Genomic DNA, 15,462 nt, shown 5'->3' with positions numbered 1-15,462 from the left:
AAGTTGCCCCCACGTCCTGGTCGACCGATTGGCGAAACATAGTCGACCGATGCCAATTTATTAGGATTTCGAATTCGTCAGATTGATTCTGTTATGCCGATCGCGCATTTTGGTGCGATGCGATTTGCACCGATCAGTGACGAGAGGGAATCCAGATGAATCGTGAAAAGCAATTGTCGCCGGGGCTTTCATGGACTGCTGCCGACCGCTGGTTCGTGGCCGATCATGGCAGGGGCTTTCCAGGTAGGCGGGCAGCCGCAGAGTTTGCGGCAACCGGTGCTTTCACGGGCGGCAGGCGTTTGATTGCGGTCAGTTCAGGTGACATCGAATGATCCGCTACTTCCTTGCCAGGGGCGATCGAGGCGGGAGTGCCACGATCACGGAAGGACTCGAATTCGTCACCTGTTCCAATCCGCCACCGCTCGTGCAGATTGCCACGCTCTATATGAAAACCTACTGCACGGCCTGTAAGCGGGAAGGGTTTATTGCGCCGGCAGGTCCTCGCTTGCCCGGCACGGCGCCCAATGGTCAGCAATGGGCGTTGAGTGGGGACATCAACGCATGCGGGTGCAGCCCGCCGCCGGTTTTCCATGCCGAGCGAAGTATGAAGATGTTTGTTGGCGACGAGTATGCGGTGGGGCCGACGGCGCGGGGAAACGATCATTCAGCTCCGCCATTCGCTAGTGAGCAATACGATGAGCAGTATGTATTGAAGAATGCGAAGACCGGCCGGCCCTTGGCATGTGTGCCATACCGAATACATACCAGTTCCGGTCGCGTCCTCAGTGGTATGACTGATAGTACGGGCCACACACAGCGCGTTGCGACGAGCTACGCGGAGAGACTGAGAATCGAAATAGTCGAGAACAACAATGCCTCATGACGACTACGAATACGTGACTGTGCACAGCTCAGCCATGACGAACACCACACATGGCTCCAAGGTGGAGCTCTTGTTGGCAGTCGACGGCCCACCAATCTGTGACAACATGACCGATGCGGAATTTCGGAAGAAGGTTCTGACTTTGCGTGACGATGCCGTAAAAATAATTACGCACCGAATCTACGAGCTCGATGCCTGGAAAGAACCTGCGCGGGCAAGAGTCAGGGAATGGTTCGGGATCGCCGATGAGTCCACTCGACGTGTATTGGTAGGCGGACTGGTTTCCTTGATCACGGTGATGAATGGATTGACGGCAAGAAATTTCGTTCGCTCCGATCCGGAGCTTGATCGGGCGCTGGGGTGTACACCGAATACCAAAAATCTAGCAGGTGAAGTTGCCCACGTTTGCGGTCCCGATACTGCAACGCATACGATATCGCTCAACCCAAAGTTCTGTGAACTGCCGGACACGAGTGTGGGCACGTTGTCCTCGATGCAACTTACCATCGTTCATGAATGCGCGCACTTTTTGGATACGTTTGGAGCGTTTGACTACAAGAACACCTATGGACAATTCCTCAGTCGACGTCTTGCGAAAGAAGATCCCACAATGGCAATCAGGAATGCGGACAATATTGCGTGGTATATCTTGTGCGTCGATTAGTCTTGCGGCGCTATGCGGGCCAAGTGCTGCGTTCGCTTGTAGTTTTGCGTTGCAATACGCAAGTAAGCTTGACCATGGCATCGTGAATATTTCGAATGCCGACCGGATTGCACTCGCCAGTTTGTTGGTTACCGTCCGGGGCAGTGTGGCGAACAACGGCCCCGTGGTGATCTACGGATATTCAGACGAACACGAGCGTGACGCAATTGCAATTGCCCGCGATCGAGCCAACGCTGTTCGGGCATATCTGGTTGATCTCGGTGTTTCAGAAGAGAGAATTCATACCGAATCTAAAATTTGGCGTAGCAACTCCGTTACCGCTCCGGATCAACGCAATCAGATAGAGATTGAGTTCATTCCCGCGTGTTCATCGGATGGTTGCGAGAATCCATGTGGTACGTCCGTGCCGAACCGGAAGCAATGACGGTGCGCCATGCGCATGCGGCACGTCCACATTGGATTCTCACAGCATCAGCGCCGCGCAGGCTTGGTGCCGACGGATGATGCGTCTCGCAGGTTGGAGCAACACCCTCAGGGCGCCACAACCGGATGCTTCAACGCATGCGCGGTCTCGATCCACTGCGCGTGGAACGCATCCGAATCGGGCTTGAGCCCAAGCTCACCGTTGCGATACGCCATCGCGAGCGTCTGCACGGCTTCCGGCAGCTCGTGTTCCGCCGCACGCCGATACAGCGCAAGCGCGCGCGCTTCGTCGCGCGGCACGCCCCTGCCGTCGCGGTACGCGTTCGCGAGCATGAAGTCCGCGGCCGGGATGTCCGCGCGCGACGCGAGCTCGAACCAGTGCGCGGCCTGCACGGGGTCGGCCGCGGTGCCGTACCCGCTGCGATAGATCAGCCCGAGGTAGTACGCGGCGGCCGGGTCGCCCTGGCCGGCCGCTTCGCCGAGTAGCGCACGGGCGCGCGCGTAGTCCTTCGGGATGTCGCCGCTGCCGAGCAGCAGCGCCTTGCCGAGCGCGAGCTGCGCGCGTCGCGCCGCCGGCGAGTCGGCCTTGCCGTCCGCGGCGGCGGTTTCGAGCCACCCGCGCCCCTCATCGCGCAGCCCCGGCTCGCGCGCATCGACGAGCGCGATGCCGAGCGCCGCCTGCGCATCGCCCGAACCACGCCGTGCGAGGGTGCGCAACTGCGCGAGCGCATGCGGCTCGACGGCCTGTGCGACCATCGCTTGCCACTCGTCGAGCTGCGCGGCGCTCGGCGCGGGGCCGGTGGCTCGCCAGCCGGTCGTCGCGACGACGGCCGCGACGGTCACGGCCGCCGCCGCGAGCAACGCGGCCGGCGGGAGTTTCGCGCGCAGCAGGCGCCGCGCGGTGGCGGTGAAGCCGGCCTCGGCCGGCCGCATCGTCCGGATCGGTTGCATCGCGGGTCTCATGGTCATTGCGTGAGGTCGATCTCGTAGATGGCGAGGTTCTTGCCCGAGCCGTCGTCGGCCGCGACCTGCGTGAGGCCGCTCAGGCCGGCTGCCGCTGCGTCGCCGAGCCGATTCGGCGCCGACGTGAACCGCACATGCGCGACCGAGCTCGCGAGCTTCGTGAAGCGCCAGCTGCGCTGCGCGCCGTCCGCCGCGCGCGTGATCGCGCCGCGCTTCTTGATGAACGAGATCAGCACGTCGCGGTTCGCGTCGGGTGACGCGAAGATCGTCTTGCTGCCGTCGAGGCCCGGGAAGTTGCCGCCGCCGCTCGCGCGGTAGTTGTTGGTCGCGACGATGAACTGCGCGTTCGGGTCGATCGGCGCGCCCTGGTACGTCAGGTTCCTGATCCGGCTGCCGACCGGCTGCGTGACGTCGATCTCGTACGCGAGATCGACGGACGTGAACATGTCGAAGTTGTAGCCGGGGAAGCTGCTGACGAGCGGCTGCACGGTCGCCTTGGTCGGGTCGATCGTGTTGAAGCGCTTCGCGGCCGTCTCGAGCCAGTTCTTCACGTCGCTGCCGCTCACCTTCACCGCGTACACGGTGTTCGGGTACAGATACAGGTCGGCCGCGTTGTTGATCGCGAGCGCGCCCGGCGCGACGTCGGTGTAGTCGCTGCCGCCGCCGAAGCCGCTCTTGAACGGCGCGCTGACCGACAGCACCGGCAGCGACGCGTATTGCGGCAGGTTCGCCTGCACGTAGGTCCGCACGTAGTCGGCCTGCGCCTCGTTGACGATCTGGATCGCGCCCGGATCGCCGACGTCCGCGAAGTACGAGTTCATCCGGTAGTCGGTCGAGCCGATCGGCGTCTTCACGTAGTCGATCGTTGCCTGGTGCTCGGCGGCGATCGCGGCGGAGACGGACGGGTCGGCGGCGACGTAGCTCTTGTCCGCGTTCTGGATCGGCCGCGCCTCGACGGTCGTCAGCGACTTGTCGACGCTCCACGCGTGGCCGTCGAACTTCAGGCCGAGCTTGATCACGCCGAGATGCTTGCCCCAGAAGTTGGCCATCACGGTCGGCACGCCGTTGACGGTGCCCTTCGCCTTGTCGACGCCCGGCAGGTTGAACTGCGGCACGGTGCTGTTCGCGTCCGGGAACACCTGGTGCGAGTGGCCGATCAGCATCGCGTCGATGCCGGGCACCTTCGACAGCCACCAGCTGCCGTTTTCCATTGTCGGCGAATAGGCGGAGTTGTCGAGGCCGCCGTGCGAGATCGCGACGACGAGATCGGCGCCCTTCGCGCGCATCTCCGGAATGTACTTCTCGGCCGCTTCCTTCAGACCGGTCGTATAGACCTTGCCGTCGAGCCAGCGCTTGTCCCAGTTCATGATCGCGGGCGGCGTGAAGCCGATGATGCCGACCTTCACCGGCGCGCTGACGGTCTTGCCGTCGGGCGTGACGGCCGTCACCGTGCGGGTCAGGATCGTGTACGGCGTGAACAGCGGCGCGTTGGTCTTCGCGCTGATCACGTTCGAGAGCACCTGCGGGAAGTTCGGGCCGGCGCACTTCTTCTGCTGCGCGGGGGCCGGCAGCCCGTCGACGTCGAACGTGTTGCCGGTCACCTGCGACAGGTACGGCAGCCCGTAGTTGAACTCGTGGTTGCCGATCCCGCCGCCGTCGAACTTCGCGGCGTTCATCACCTTGTAGATCGCGAGCGTCTGGTCGCAGCCGATCGGCTTGACGAGCGCCTGGTAGTCCGACAGCGCGGTGCCCTGGATCGTGTCGCCGTTGTCGAGCAGCAGCGTGTTCGGGTACTGCGCGCGCGCCTGCGCGATCAGCGTCGACACGCGCTCGAAGCCGAGCGAGTTGTCGGCGGCGAGCTTGAAATAGTCATATGACAGCACGTTGGTGTGCAGGTCGGTCGTTTCGAGCAGCGCGAGCGTGGCGGTCGTGCCGGCCGGTGCCTGGGCCTGCGACGGCGGAGCGGTGACGTCGTCGCCGCCGCAGCCGGCGAGGGCGAATGCGAGGCTGGCGAGCGTGGCGGCGAAGCCCGCGCGGCGGCGGGAAAGCGGGGGGAGACGCATCGGTTGTCCTGTTCGGTGTTCTGTTCTATGAGTCGCGACGATGAAGCGCGAAGTGCGCAACGAAATGGCGGCGCGGGCGCCGACGGCCTGATGTGCGCGCGTGAGAGTATCGAAAGGAAACATGACGGAAGAATGAAAGGCGCGCGCGGGACAAGCCGAGCCGGGCCACGCACGCCCAGGCAGGCGCCACGGGCCGGCGCGCCGGCCGGGCGCCGCGACGGCAATCCTCACGTCGCTGCGCCGGGCGGTTCGCTACAATGGCCGCTGTCATCCTTTTGCAAACAACCCGCCCTTGGACTTCGAGACTCCTCCCGGCCTGTCGGTCGACGCCGGCGGCCAGGGCCAGACGGTGCGCCTGTACGGCCAATGGACCGCGCTCGCGCTCGCGCGCAACCGTGGCGCGGTCGCGCGCCGCGTCGCGGGCATCGCGTCCGGGCGCGTGAGCGAATGGGATCTGTCCGGCATCGAACGGCTCGACCACGTCGGCGGCCAGGCGCTGTGGCGCGTGTGGGGCCGCAAGCTGCCGGACGGCGTCGCGCTGAGCCCCACGCAGCGCACGATCTTCGAGCGCATCGAGCGGCTCGACAGCCAGCGCGAGGCGCCCGAGCGCGTCGTGCACTTCGGCCCGATCACGCGCCTGGGCTTCATGCTGTTCGCGTTCGCCGAGCACCTGCAGGGCGGCATCGCGATGTTCGGCCTCGTGATCCTCGACGCGCTGTCGGTGCTGCGCCGTCCGAAGACGATGCCGTGGAAGGAAACCTCGGCGAACATCTACAGCGCCGGCGCGCAGGCGCTGCCGATCACCGCGCTGGTCGCGTTCCTGATCGGCATCGTGCTTAGCTACCTGTCCGCGCAGCAGCTGCAGACATTCGGCGCGAACCGCTACATCGTGAACATCCTCGGGCTGTCGGTGATCCGCGAGCTCGGCCCGGTGCTGTCGGCGATCCTCGTCGCGGGCCGCTCGGGCTCGGCGATCACCGCGCAGATCGGCGTGATGCGCGTGACCGAGGAGCTCGATGCGATGCGCGTGATGGGCATCCCGCACGGGCTGCGGCTGATCCTGCCGCGCGTGCTCGCGCTCGGCGTCGCGATGCCGCTGCTCGTGATGTGGACCAACATCATCGCGCTGACCGGCGGCGCGCTCGCCGCGAAATTCGTGCTCGGGATCGACATCAACTATTTCGTGCGCTCGTTGCCGGGCGTCGTGCCGATCGCGAACCTGTACATCGGCGTCGGCAAGGGCGTCGTGTTCGGCATGCTGATCGCGCTGGTCGCATGCCATTTCGGTTTCCGAATCAAGGCGAACTCGCAAAGCCTCGGTGAAGGCACGACCACGTCGGTCGTCTCGTCGATCACGGTCGTGATCCTCGCCGACGCGGTGTTCGCGATCATGTTCCAGAACGTGGGGCTCGGATGAACGCGTCGAACGACCCGGCGGCCGGTGCCGCCAGCGCCCATACGGCGGCAGCCGGAACACCGCCGGCCGCCGCGCCCGGTGACGACTTCGTGATCGAGGTGCGCAACCTGACGAAGCGCTACGGGCGCAACATCATTCACCAGAAGCTCGATTTCGACGTGCGGCGCGGCGAGATCGTGGCGATCGTCGGCGGCTCGGGGTCGGGCAAGACGACGCTCGTGCGGCAGATCCTCGGCCTCGAGCGGCCGACGTCGGGCACGATCAAGGTGTTCGGCGAGGACACCTCGAAGATCGACGACGCGAGCGCGCGGATGATGCGCACGCGCTCGGGGATGCTGTTCCAGCAGGGCGCGCTGTTCTCGTCGATGACGGTGTTCGACAACGTCGCGCAGCCGCTGCGCGAGCTCGGCCGCGTGCCGCCCGACCTGCTGCACGACATCGTGATGCTGAAGCTCGAGATGGTCGGGCTGCCGTGCAAGCACGCGTCGAAGATGCCGGCCGCGCTGTCGGGCGGGATGGTGAAGCGGGTCGGCATCGCGCGCGCGATCGCGCTGGAGCCCGAACTGCTGTTCCTCGACGAGCCGACCGCCGGCCTCGACCCGCAGGCATCCGACGAATTCGTCGAGCTGATCGCGACGCTGCACCGCACGCTCGGGCTGACGGTCGTGATGGTGACGCACGACCTCGACACGATGGTCGCGCTGTCGACGCGCGTCGCGGTGCTGGCCGACCGCAAGGTGCTGGTGGCCGCGCCGGTCGAGGAGGCCGCGAACGTCGACCATCCGTTCATCCACGAATATTTCCTGGGGCTGCGCGGGCGCCGCGCACTGCAGGCGCTGCCGCCCGAGCGGCGCGCGAAGCTGCCGAAGGCCGCCCTCGAACCGGCGCTCTCGAGCGTCGAGCTGTAACGGCAAGGACAAGGAATCTCCTGATGGAAAACAAATCACATGCGTTCTGGGCCGGCCTGTTCACGATCGCGCTGACGCTGGCGATCGCGGGCACCGTGTTCTGGTTCAACGTCGACCGCACCGTGCGCGTGCCGTACGACCTGCTCGCGCGCACCAACGTGACGGGCCTGTTCCCCGATGCGGCCGTGCGCTTTCGCGGGCTCGACGTCGGCAAGGTGCAGTCGATCGGCTTCGACCGCACGCATCCGGGCCAGATCCGGATCCGGATTCTCGTCGACCGCGACGCGCCGATCACGCAGTCGACCTACGGCAGCCTCGGCTTCCAGGGCGTGACGGGCATCGCGTTCGTGCAGCTCGAGGACACGGGCCGCGACTTGGCGCCGCTGCCGTCGTCACCGAAGTCGATCGCGCAGATTCCGATGCGGCCGAGCCTGTTCGACCAGATCCAGGAGCGCGGCGACGTGCTGTTGCGGCAGCTCGAGCAGGCGGCGGAAAGCGCGAATGCGCTGATGTCGCCGGAGATGCGCGAGCAGTTGCGCGCGACGGCCGAAAGCCTGCAGCACGCGGCGGACGGCGCGGCGACGCTGTCGAAGCAGCTCGCGCCGGCGGTGGCCGCGCTGCCGCAGACGATGCACCAGGTCGATCGCGCGATGGCATCCGCGAACACGCTGCTGCAGCCGAACGGGCCGCTCGTGTCGAACCTGAACAAGGCCGGCTCGGCCGCGGAGCAGGTCGGCGTCGCGCTGAACGACCTGAACGCGCGGGTCCAGTACGACACGCTGCCGCGTTTCAACACGCTGGCGGACAGCGTCGGCGATGCGTCGCGGCAATTGAAGGACGTCGCCGGTGAACTCGGCCGCAACCCGAGCAGTCTGTTGTTCGGTTCGCCCGGCGCCGCGCCCGGGCCCGGCGAAGCAGGCTTCGTCTGGCCGGGCAAGGGTGCGGCGGCCGGCAAATGACGCGCGGCGCCAGCCCATCGACCGCCCGGCCCGGAGCGACGCCGGGCACTGACGCCATCGAAACCGGAAACATCATGCAGGAACATGCCATGCCACGAATCCTTGATCGCGCGCTGCGTCCGGCCGCGACCACCCTCGCGATGCTGATGCTCGCGTTCGCCGCCGGCTGCGCCGGCAATGGCGCGGCGCTGTCGAACGTCCGCTACGACCTCGGGCCGGCCGCGTCGGTCGTGACGGCCGGTACGGGCCCCGCGCTGAAGGTGCTCGACGTCGCCGCGCCCGACGCGCTCGACACCGACAAGTTCGTCTACCGCCTCACGTATGCGGATGCGCAGCGCACGGCCGTCTATCGCGACAGCCGCTGGACCGCGCCGCCCGCGCAACTGCTCACGCAGCGGCTGCGCGGCGCGCTGTCGTCGCGCGGCGCGGTGCTCGAAGGCTCCGACGGCGTGCGCGCGCCGACGCTGAAGGTCGACCTGAACGAATTCGAGCAGGTGTTCGACGGGGAGTCGCAGAGTCACGGCGCGGTCACCGCGCGCGCGACGCTGATGCAGAACGGCAAGGTGCTCGGCCAGCGCACGTTCGTCGCGCGCGCGCCGTCGAGCACGCCCGATGCGGCCGGCGGCGCGCGTGCGCTCGCGGCCGCGAGCGACGAGCTCGTGTCGCAGATCGCCGCGTGGGTCGGCGTGCAGGCGTACGCGGGCAACCCGTGACGCGCAGCGTGCAGCCGCGATGAGCGCGCCGGTCACGCCGCGCGCGTCGTCGCTCGCGCGACAGGCGTTCGCCGCGTACGCGGCGCTCATCGTCTATGCGTCGCTGTATCCGTTCGACGGCTGGCTGTCGCTCGGCATCGGGCCGTTCGACTACCTGTTCGCGCCGATGCAGCGTTATGTGACCGCGTTCGACGTCGTGACCAACGTGCTCGGCTATTTGCCGTTCGGCGCACTCGGCGTGCTCGCGCTGCATCCGCGCTGGCGCGGCGTGGCCGCGACGCTGATCGTGGGTGGCCTCGGCGTGCTGCTGTCGGGGGCGATGGAGGCGCTGCAGACCTACCTGCCGATGCGCGTCGCGTCGAATCTCGACCTCGCGGCCAACGCGCTCGGCGCGCTGTTCGGCGCCGCGCTCGCGGCCCCGGCCACCGGCGCGCTGCTCGACCGCGGCGCGCTGCGCCGGCTGCGCTTCGCATGGTTCGAGAACGACGGCGCGACGCCGCTGCTGCTCGCCGCGCTGTGGCCATTCGCGATCCTGTTTCCGTCGCCGTTCCTGTTCGGCATCGGCGACTGGCCGGCCGCGTTGTGGGAGCGCGCCGACGGCTCGATGCAGGACGCGCTGCTCGCGTGGCTGCCGGCCGCGTGGCGCGTGAGCGAGTGGCCCGAGCGTGTCGACGGCTGGCTGTCCGACTCCGCGTGGGAAGCCGTGCTCGGCGGGTTGATGCTGTTCGCCGCGTTGGCGATCGCATCGCTCGCGATGCGCGCCGGCGCGCCGCGCGTGCGACTCCTGATCGCGTTCGTCGCGGCGTCGCTCGCGCTGAAGGCGGGCGCCACCTTCATGCAGTCGAGCACCGGCCTCGTCGTCGTGTGGGCGACGCCGGGCGCGCGGCTCGGTATCGAGCTCGGCTTCGCCGCGGCGCTGGTCGCGTTGCGCGTGCCGGCCACCTGGCGCGCGCTGCTCGCGGCGGCCGCGCTGCTGGCCGGCGTGGCGCTCGTCAACCTGCTGCCCGTCAACCCGTTCTTCGACTTCACGCTGTCGGGCTGGCGGCAAGGCCGCTACGTGCACTTCAACAGCATCGCGCGCTGGCTCGCGTGGATCTGGCCCTACGCGGCGCTGATCTGGCTCGGCCAGCGGGTCGAGCACGCGTGGCTGCCGGGCGCGCTGCGGCGCTGACGCGCTGAGGCAGCGCGCGGGGCAGGGCGGCCACGGTCCGCTCGCCGGCAGCGGCGCGCGCCGCTCGTTATAATCGTCCGCACATCCGTTGCCGCGCGCGACGGCAATCGCCCCTCTTTCCGCCCGGCATCGCGCCGGGCCGCTCGTCACCATCATGGATTCCTACTACCAGCACCACGTCTTTTTCTGCCTGAATCAGCGCGACCCGGGCGCCGAGCGTCCGAGCTGCGCGCAATGCAATGCGCAGGCCATGCAGGAATACGCGAAAAAGCGCGTGAAGGAACTCGGCCTTGCGGGGCCGGGGAAGGTCCGCATCAACAAGGCCGGCTGCCTCGACCGCTGCGAGGAAGGGCCCGTGATGGTCGTGTATCCGGAAGGCACCTGGTACACGTACGTCGACCAGGCCGACATCGACGAGATCGTCGAATCGCACCTGCGCGACGGCAGGGTCGTCGACCGCCTGAAGATCTGAGCGGGCCGGCCGAATGAACGTTCATACGCAGAAGTCGCTGATCGCCGGCCCGGCCGGGCAGATCGAAATCGCGGTCGACCTGCCGGACGCCGTGCGCGAAGGCAGCGCCGCGCCGCGCGGGATCGCGCTCGTCGCGCATCCGCATCCGCTGTTCGGCGGCACGATGGACAACAAGGTCGCGCAAACGCTCGCGCGCACGCTGGTCCAGCTCAACTACGTGGTGTACCGGTCCAACTTCCGCGGCGTCGGCGCGACCGAGGGCGTGCACGACAACGGCATCGGCGAGGCCGACGACCTGCTCGCGGTGCTCGCGCACATGCGCGCGCAGCCGGCGCAGGCGGAGCTGCCGCTCGTGCTCGCGGGCTTCTCGTTCGGCACCTTCGTGCTGTCGCATGTCGCGAAGCGGCTGCGCGACGCGGGCGAGACGATCGAGCGGATCGTGTTCGTCGGCACGGCTGCGAGCCGCTGGCAGGTCGCCGACGTGCCCGAGAACACGCTCGTGATCCACGGCGAAACCGACGACACGGTGCCGATCGGATCGGTCTACGACTGGGCGCGGCCGCAGGAGCTGCCGGTCGTCGTGATCCCCGGCGCCGAGCATTTCTTCCATCGCAAGCTGCATGTGCTGAAGCGCATCATCGTCGACGCGTGGCGTTGAAGCGTTGATACGTTGAAGCATCGATGCGTGTAGCGCGGCGCGCATCATCGCTGCCGCGCCACCACGATGCCGCCGCTCGCGCGGCATCGCGTCGCACCGTGTCGCATCTCGTCGCACCGTGTCGAACCCGGTCGCACATGCCCGCCGCCGCCGCGCGGCGCCCCCGTCCCGCACCGCGCCCGCGCACGCGTTTCGCGCGGCTTCGAGCGCGATTGTCCGCAGCGAAGCCGCGCTCTCCTCCCGAATCCCGCGTGCGGCCACCCGCACGGTTCGCGAAAACGTCGTTCGCGGCCACGTATAATGGCCGCATTTCGCGTCGCCCGCGGCCCGGCCGGGCCCATGCGGCGCTCGTTTCGCCGCCTGTCAGCCCGCTCGCGACGGCCGCGAACCGAACGCGTCCGCACGAGTCCAACCGGCGCGTTTCGCGCCGTCCGACGCAGTCGGACGAATGCCCGGAACGCCCGCCGCCTTGCCGTTCAACCCTGCGCGTTTCGCGCCGCACTTTCTGCCACCAGCCTGAATCGATCATGCGTCTGTCTCCCCAAGGCCTCAAGTCCCTCGCTTCTTCCATCGCCATCGGCACCGCCGCGCGCAACGTCGCGCTGGGCGTGATGCTGCCCGTCGCGCTCGCATCGACGATCGTCGTCGCCGAGGCGAAGCCGGCCGCCAAGGCCAAGGCCGCGCACGCGGCGCCGGCCGCCGAGCAGTTCACCGGCGCGCCCGCGACCTTCATGCCGGGCGCGGTGCCGCCGCCGGGCGTGAATGCGCGCTCGTGGGTGCTCGTCGATGCGACGAGCAACACGGTGCTCGCATCGGGCAACGCCGACGAACGCGTCGAGCCCGCATCGCTCACGAAGCTGATGACGGCCTACCTGGTGTTCGAGGCGCTCGACAAGAAGAAGATCTCGATGGAGCAGATCATCACGCCGAGCGAGGCAGTGCGCCGCGTCGGCCTCGACGAGTCGCGCATGTTCATCGAGGCGAACAAGCCGGTGTCGGTGCACGACCTCGTGTACGGGATGATCATCCAGTCGGGCAACGACGCCGCGATCGCGCTGGCCGAACTGGTCGGCGGCAGCGAAGGGCAGTTCGTCACGCTGATGAACGCCGAGGCGCAGCGCCTCGGCATGAAGGGCACGCACTTCGCCGACGTGAACGGCATGCCCGATCCGAACCACTACACGACGGCCGGCGACCTCGCGAAGCTGTCCGCGCACCTGATCCGCGATTTTCCGCAGTACTACGGCATCTTCTCGGAGAAGGAATTCAAGTACAACAACATCCGCCAGGGCAACCGCAACCGGCTGCTGTGGCTGGATCCGACGGTCGACGGCCTGAAGACGGGCCACACGCAAGCGGCCGGCTACTGCCTGATCGCATCGGCCAAGCGCGCGATCCCGGGTGTCGACGGTCAGCGCCGTCTCGTGTCGGTGATGATGGGCGAGCCGAAGGAAGGCGAGCGCACGCAGGACAGCATGAAGATGCTGAACTACGGCTATAGCGCGTTCGACGCGGTGCGCCTGTTCAAGGGTGGCCAGGCGATGTCGACGCCGCGCGTCTACAAGGGCAAGGAGAACACCGTGCAGGTCGGCGTGAAGAGCGACCAGTGGGTGACCGTGCCGCGCGGCCTGGGCGACAAGGTGAAGCCGGAAGTCGACGTCAACGCGCCGCTGATCGCGCCGCTCGCGGAAGGCCAGCAGGTCGGTACCGTGAAGCTCGTCGCCGACGGCAAGACGCTGTCGGAGTTCCCGGTCGTCGCGCTGCAGCCGGTGCCGGAAGCGGGTATCTTCGGGCGTATCTGGGACTCGATCCTGCTGATGTTCAGCAAGAAGAAGTAAGCGCGACGGGCCTTTGTTTTCACGACTTCATCCCCATCTGGTATAGCTATGAGCCAAGCCGAATTCGAACCGATCGTCTACCTCAGCGTGTCGTCGCAGGAGGAACTGGTGCCGCTGTCGCAAGCCCGTGTGCCGGTGCTCGACCGCGGGTTCATCTTCGGCGATGGCGTGTATGAAGTTGTCCCCGTTTATGCGCACGACGGCGCGCACGTGCCGTTCCGGATCGAACAGCATCTGGACCGGCTCGCGCGCAGCCTGAAGAAGATCGGCATCGACAACCCGCACGACGCGGCCGGCTGGCGCGCGCTGATCGAGCGCCTGGTCGCCGCGAACGCGGAAGGCCTGGCCGACGGCAACGCGCTCGTCTACCTGCAGGTGACGCGCGGCGTCGCGAAGCGCGGCCACGCGTTCCCGGCGGATGCGGTGCCGACGGTGTTCGCGATGACGAGCCCGCTGCGCCTGCCGTCGGACGACGAGCGCGCGCGCGGCGTGCGCTGCGTGACGGCCGAGGATCGCCGCTGGCTGCATTGCGACATCAAGTCGATTTCGCTGCTCGGCAACGTGCTGATGGCCCAGCATGCGGCCGAACGCGATGCGTTCGAGACGATCCAGCTGCGTGACGACAAGGTGACCGAAGGGTCGTCGTCGAATGTATGGATCGTGAAGAACGGCGAGCTGATGGCGCCGCCGCGCAGCAACAAGATCCTCGAGGGGATCCGCTACGCGCTCGTCGAGGAGCTGGCCAATCAATGCGGGATTCCGTTCGTCGCGCGCGAGCTCAGCGAGGTCGAGCTGCGCTCGGCCGACGAGATCATGATCACGTCGGCCACGAAGGAAATCCTGCCTGTCACGTCGCTCGACGAACTGCCCGTGCAGGGCGGCAAGCCGGGCCCCGTGTTCGCGGCGTTGTACGACGCGTACCAGCGTGCGAAAGCGCGCGAGTTTGAACAGTTTGACCTAACCCGGAGGAAATGATGAGCGAACCGACCAAAACCATCGAGGTCACCGGCGCGATCGATACCCGGAAGGAGTCGCTGCTGGAGTTTCCGTGCGATTTCCCGATCAAGATCATGGGCAAGGCGCACCCGGAATTCAAGGACACGATCTTCAAGGTCGTGGCCGTTCACGACAACGAGATCGACGTGGAGAAGATCGAGGAGCGTGTGTCGAGCGGCGGTAATTACACCGGCCTCACGATCACCGTTCGGGCGACGAGCCAGGAACAGCTCGACAATATCTACCGCGCCTTGACCGGCCATCCGATGGTCAAGGTCGTACTCTAAGTCCCTTCCATCCGCCTTCCTGCGCGCACTCGGCGGGGGTCTTCCCCGCCGCGCGCCGCGCGTCCAGTTCGTCGCACAGCAGCTTGAATTGCGCGACTTCCTCGAGCATCCACGCCCTGAATGCCTGCACGCGCGGCGCATTCAGCAGCGGCGGCGGACACACGAAAAAATAGTGCCACGGGCTCGCCCCGTCGATGTCGAACAGGCGCACGAGGCGCCCGTCGAGCAGGTCGTGCACCGCGAGCGAGCGCCGCACCAGCGCGATGCCCTGGCCCTCGATCGCGGCCAGCAGCAGGTTCGACGAATCCTGATACAGAATCCCGCGTTTCGGCTCGGTCAGCGTGTCGAGCCCCGCCGCGTCGAACCACGGCCGCCACAGCTCGTCGTCCGAGCGCAGCAGGTTGTAGTGCACGAGATCGGCGGGCGTCTGCGGCAGCTTGCCGCCGTTCAACGTCGGCGCGCACGCCGGAAAGAACACTTCGTCGAACAGCGGCTCGACGTGCAGCCCCGGATAGTTGCCGAAGCCGAAGCGGATCGCGAGGTCGACGTCGTCGCGCGCGAAATCGGTCAGATTGTTGGTCGACTGCAGTTCGACGTCGATTTCCGGATGCCGCTCGATGAACGTGCCGATGCGCGGCGTGACGAAGCGCGCGGCGAACGACGACAGCATCGACACCACCAGCCGCCGGTCGCGGTCGCTTGCCCGCACCTCGCGCGTCGCGTCGGCCAGCATCATCAGCGCGGTGCGCACCTGCTGCGCGTAGCGCATGCCGGCGCCGGTCAGGCACAGCCGCTTGCCGTTGCGCGCGAACAATTGCACGCCCAGCTCCTCCTCGAGCGCGCGCACCTGATGGCTGACCGCGCCGTGCGTGACGAAGAGTTCGTCGGCGGCGCGCGAGAAATTCTCGTGACGTGCGGCGGCTTCGAACGCCCGAATGGCGTTCAGCGCAGGGAGCTGGCGGAGGTCCATTTGCTAATTTTCCTCACATCGACGTGAAAATTGGTCGTTTGGTCGGGCGCCTTTAAGTGACTACGATTGTAGCCATC

Annotated in this window: 17 protein-coding genes; 14 read left to right on the top strand and 3 right to left on the bottom strand. The window is 67.0% G+C overall.

Annotation, left to right across the window (positions count from 1 at the left end; genetic code table 11):
* Nucleotides 1–155 precede the first annotated feature (155 nt).
* The 4 genes from ACP26O_RS14915 (at nucleotide 156) to ACP26O_RS14900 (ending at nucleotide 1,971) form a co-directional block, all read left to right on the top strand.
* Nucleotides 156–332 carry a hypothetical protein gene (locus tag ACP26O_RS14915; protein ID WP_175665640.1) on the top strand — a complete coding sequence of 59 codons (177 nt, stop codon included), beginning with the start codon at nucleotides 156–158 and terminating at the stop codon, nucleotides 330–332.
* Complete coding sequence (locus ACP26O_RS14910; RefSeq protein WP_175665639.1) at nucleotides 329–883, top strand: hypothetical protein; 555 nt, start codon at nucleotides 329–331, stop codon at nucleotides 881–883. Before ACP26O_RS14915 ends, ACP26O_RS14910 begins: the two co-directional genes overlap by 4 nt.
* A complete protein-coding gene (locus ACP26O_RS14905; RefSeq protein WP_175665638.1) occupies nucleotides 873–1,547 on the top strand; it encodes a M35 family metallo-endopeptidase in 675 nt (224 codons plus the stop codon). The genes ACP26O_RS14910 and ACP26O_RS14905 overlap by 11 nt, the downstream gene beginning before the upstream one ends.
* Nucleotides 1,548–1,629: 82 nt before the next feature.
* Nucleotides 1,630–1,971: an OmpA family protein gene (locus tag ACP26O_RS14900; protein ID WP_175662480.1), complete on the top strand. Its 342-nt coding sequence runs from the start codon at nucleotides 1,630–1,632 to the stop codon at nucleotides 1,969–1,971.
* A gap of 107 nt (nucleotides 1,972–2,078) precedes the next feature.
* Here ACP26O_RS14900 and ACP26O_RS14895 read toward each other — a convergent pair whose 3' ends face one another.
* Nucleotides 2,079–2,921, bottom strand: a complete 843-nt coding sequence (locus ACP26O_RS14895) for a tetratricopeptide repeat protein (RefSeq protein ID WP_175665637.1) — start codon at nucleotides 2,919–2,921, stop codon at nucleotides 2,079–2,081.
* A gap of 14 nt (nucleotides 2,922–2,935) precedes the next feature.
* On the bottom strand, nucleotides 2,936–4,996 hold the full coding sequence (locus ACP26O_RS14890; protein ID WP_175665636.1) for a bifunctional 2',3'-cyclic-nucleotide 2'-phosphodiesterase/3'-nucleotidase: 2,061 nt from the start codon (nucleotides 4,994–4,996) through the stop codon (nucleotides 2,936–2,938).
* A 292-nt stretch (nucleotides 4,997–5,288) separates the two neighbouring features.
* Here ACP26O_RS14890 and ACP26O_RS14885 point away from each other — a divergent pair, with 292 nt between their 5' ends.
* From ACP26O_RS14885 to ACP26O_RS14840, 10 genes are all read left to right on the top strand, one after another.
* Nucleotides 5,289–6,413, top strand: coding sequence for an MlaE family ABC transporter permease (locus ACP26O_RS14885; protein ID WP_011658040.1), 1,125 nt, complete (start codon nucleotides 5,289–5,291; stop codon nucleotides 6,411–6,413).
* The gene (locus ACP26O_RS14880; protein ID WP_011658039.1) at nucleotides 6,410–7,321 is read left to right on the top strand and encodes an ABC transporter ATP-binding protein; all 912 of its coding nucleotides are present in this window, start codon (nucleotides 6,410–6,412) and stop codon (nucleotides 7,319–7,321) included. The genes ACP26O_RS14885 and ACP26O_RS14880 overlap by 4 nt, the downstream gene beginning before the upstream one ends.
* 23 nt (nucleotides 7,322–7,344) lie before the next feature.
* Nucleotides 7,345–8,280: an MlaD family protein gene (locus ACP26O_RS14875; RefSeq protein ID WP_012364800.1), complete on the top strand. Its 936-nt coding sequence runs from the start codon at nucleotides 7,345–7,347 to the stop codon at nucleotides 8,278–8,280.
* 89 nt (nucleotides 8,281–8,369) lie between these two features.
* Complete coding sequence (locus ACP26O_RS14870; protein ID WP_175656229.1) at nucleotides 8,370–8,993, top strand: ABC-type transport auxiliary lipoprotein family protein; 624 nt, start codon at nucleotides 8,370–8,372, stop codon at nucleotides 8,991–8,993.
* 19 nt (nucleotides 8,994–9,012) lie between these two features.
* Nucleotides 9,013–10,164, top strand: a complete 1,152-nt coding sequence (locus ACP26O_RS14865) for a VanZ family protein (protein WP_105832947.1) — start codon at nucleotides 9,013–9,015, stop codon at nucleotides 10,162–10,164.
* Nucleotides 10,165–10,318: 154 nt separating this feature from the next.
* Nucleotides 10,319–10,636 (top strand): (2Fe-2S) ferredoxin domain-containing protein, encoded by a 318-nt coding sequence (locus ACP26O_RS14860; RefSeq protein WP_175665635.1) that lies wholly within the window; start codon nucleotides 10,319–10,321, stop codon nucleotides 10,634–10,636.
* A 13-nt stretch (nucleotides 10,637–10,649) separates the two neighbouring features.
* Nucleotides 10,650–11,294 (top strand): alpha/beta hydrolase, encoded by a 645-nt coding sequence (locus ACP26O_RS14855; protein WP_126228585.1) that lies wholly within the window; start codon nucleotides 10,650–10,652, stop codon nucleotides 11,292–11,294.
* A 527-nt stretch (nucleotides 11,295–11,821) separates the two neighbouring features.
* On the top strand, nucleotides 11,822–13,132 hold the full coding sequence (locus tag ACP26O_RS14850) for a D-alanyl-D-alanine carboxypeptidase family protein (protein WP_175665634.1): 1,311 nt from the start codon (nucleotides 11,822–11,824) through the stop codon (nucleotides 13,130–13,132).
* Between the two features lie 48 nt (nucleotides 13,133–13,180).
* Nucleotides 13,181–14,107: a D-amino acid aminotransferase gene (locus tag ACP26O_RS14845; RefSeq protein ID WP_011658032.1), complete on the top strand. Its 927-nt coding sequence runs from the start codon at nucleotides 13,181–13,183 to the stop codon at nucleotides 14,105–14,107.
* Nucleotides 14,107–14,415 carry an HP0495 family protein gene (locus ACP26O_RS14840; protein ID WP_006760320.1) on the top strand — a complete coding sequence of 103 codons (309 nt, stop codon included), beginning with the start codon at nucleotides 14,107–14,109 and terminating at the stop codon, nucleotides 14,413–14,415. The genes ACP26O_RS14845 and ACP26O_RS14840 overlap by 1 nt, the downstream gene beginning before the upstream one ends.
* Here the strand turns inward: ACP26O_RS14840 and ACP26O_RS14835 are convergent.
* Nucleotides 14,399–15,385, bottom strand: coding sequence for a transcriptional regulator GcvA (locus ACP26O_RS14835; RefSeq protein WP_175662485.1), 987 nt, complete (start codon nucleotides 15,383–15,385; stop codon nucleotides 14,399–14,401). The two genes, ACP26O_RS14840 and ACP26O_RS14835, sit on opposite strands and share 17 nt — an antisense overlap.
* Between the last annotated feature and the right edge of the window lie 77 nt (nucleotides 15,386–15,462).

Origin of the sequence: Burkholderia sp. R-40 (assembly GCF_049942845.1) — a bacterium.
Taxonomy (GTDB): domain Bacteria; phylum Pseudomonadota; class Gammaproteobacteria; order Burkholderiales; family Burkholderiaceae; genus Burkholderia; species Burkholderia ambifaria.
The sequence above is the reverse complement of the archived record's forward strand: the minus strand, read 5'-3'. Positions and strand labels throughout refer to the sequence as shown.

Bases quoted from the DNA above. Each gene is read 5' to 3' on its own strand.
- ACP26O_RS14850 (WP_175665634.1), top strand. From the start codon at position 11,822: ATGCGTCTGTCTCCCCAAGGCCTCAAGTCCCTCGCTTCTTCCATCGCC.
- ACP26O_RS14845 (WP_011658032.1), top strand. From the start codon at position 13,181: ATGAGCCAAGCCGAATTCGAACCGATCGTCTACCTCAGCGTGTCGTCG.
- ACP26O_RS14835 (WP_175662485.1), bottom strand. From the start codon at position 15,385: ATGGACCTCCGCCAGCTCCCTGCGCTGAACGCCATTCGGGCGTTCGAA.
- ACP26O_RS14880 (WP_011658039.1), top strand. From the start codon at position 6,410: ATGAACGCGTCGAACGACCCGGCGGCCGGTGCCGCCAGCGCCCATACG.
- ACP26O_RS14870 (WP_175656229.1), top strand. From the start codon at position 8,370: ATGCCACGAATCCTTGATCGCGCGCTGCGTCCGGCCGCGACCACCCTC.
- ACP26O_RS14875 (WP_012364800.1), top strand. From the start codon at position 7,345: ATGGAAAACAAATCACATGCGTTCTGGGCCGGCCTGTTCACGATCGCG.
- ACP26O_RS14865 (WP_105832947.1), top strand. From the start codon at position 9,013: ATGAGCGCGCCGGTCACGCCGCGCGCGTCGTCGCTCGCGCGACAGGCG.
- ACP26O_RS14860 (WP_175665635.1), top strand. From the start codon at position 10,319: ATGGATTCCTACTACCAGCACCACGTCTTTTTCTGCCTGAATCAGCGC.
- ACP26O_RS14915 (WP_175665640.1), top strand. From the start codon at position 156: ATGAATCGTGAAAAGCAATTGTCGCCGGGGCTTTCATGGACTGCTGCC.
- ACP26O_RS14905 (WP_175665638.1), top strand. From the start codon at position 873: ATGCCTCATGACGACTACGAATACGTGACTGTGCACAGCTCAGCCATG.
- ACP26O_RS14890 (WP_175665636.1), bottom strand. From the start codon at position 4,996: ATGCGTCTCCCCCCGCTTTCCCGCCGCCGCGCGGGCTTCGCCGCCACG.
- ACP26O_RS14840 (WP_006760320.1), top strand. From the start codon at position 14,107: ATGAGCGAACCGACCAAAACCATCGAGGTCACCGGCGCGATCGATACC.
- ACP26O_RS14895 (WP_175665637.1), bottom strand. From the start codon at position 2,921: ATGCAACCGATCCGGACGATGCGGCCGGCCGAGGCCGGCTTCACCGCC.
- ACP26O_RS14910 (WP_175665639.1), top strand. From the start codon at position 329: ATGATCCGCTACTTCCTTGCCAGGGGCGATCGAGGCGGGAGTGCCACG.
- ACP26O_RS14855 (WP_126228585.1), top strand. From the start codon at position 10,650: ATGAACGTTCATACGCAGAAGTCGCTGATCGCCGGCCCGGCCGGGCAG.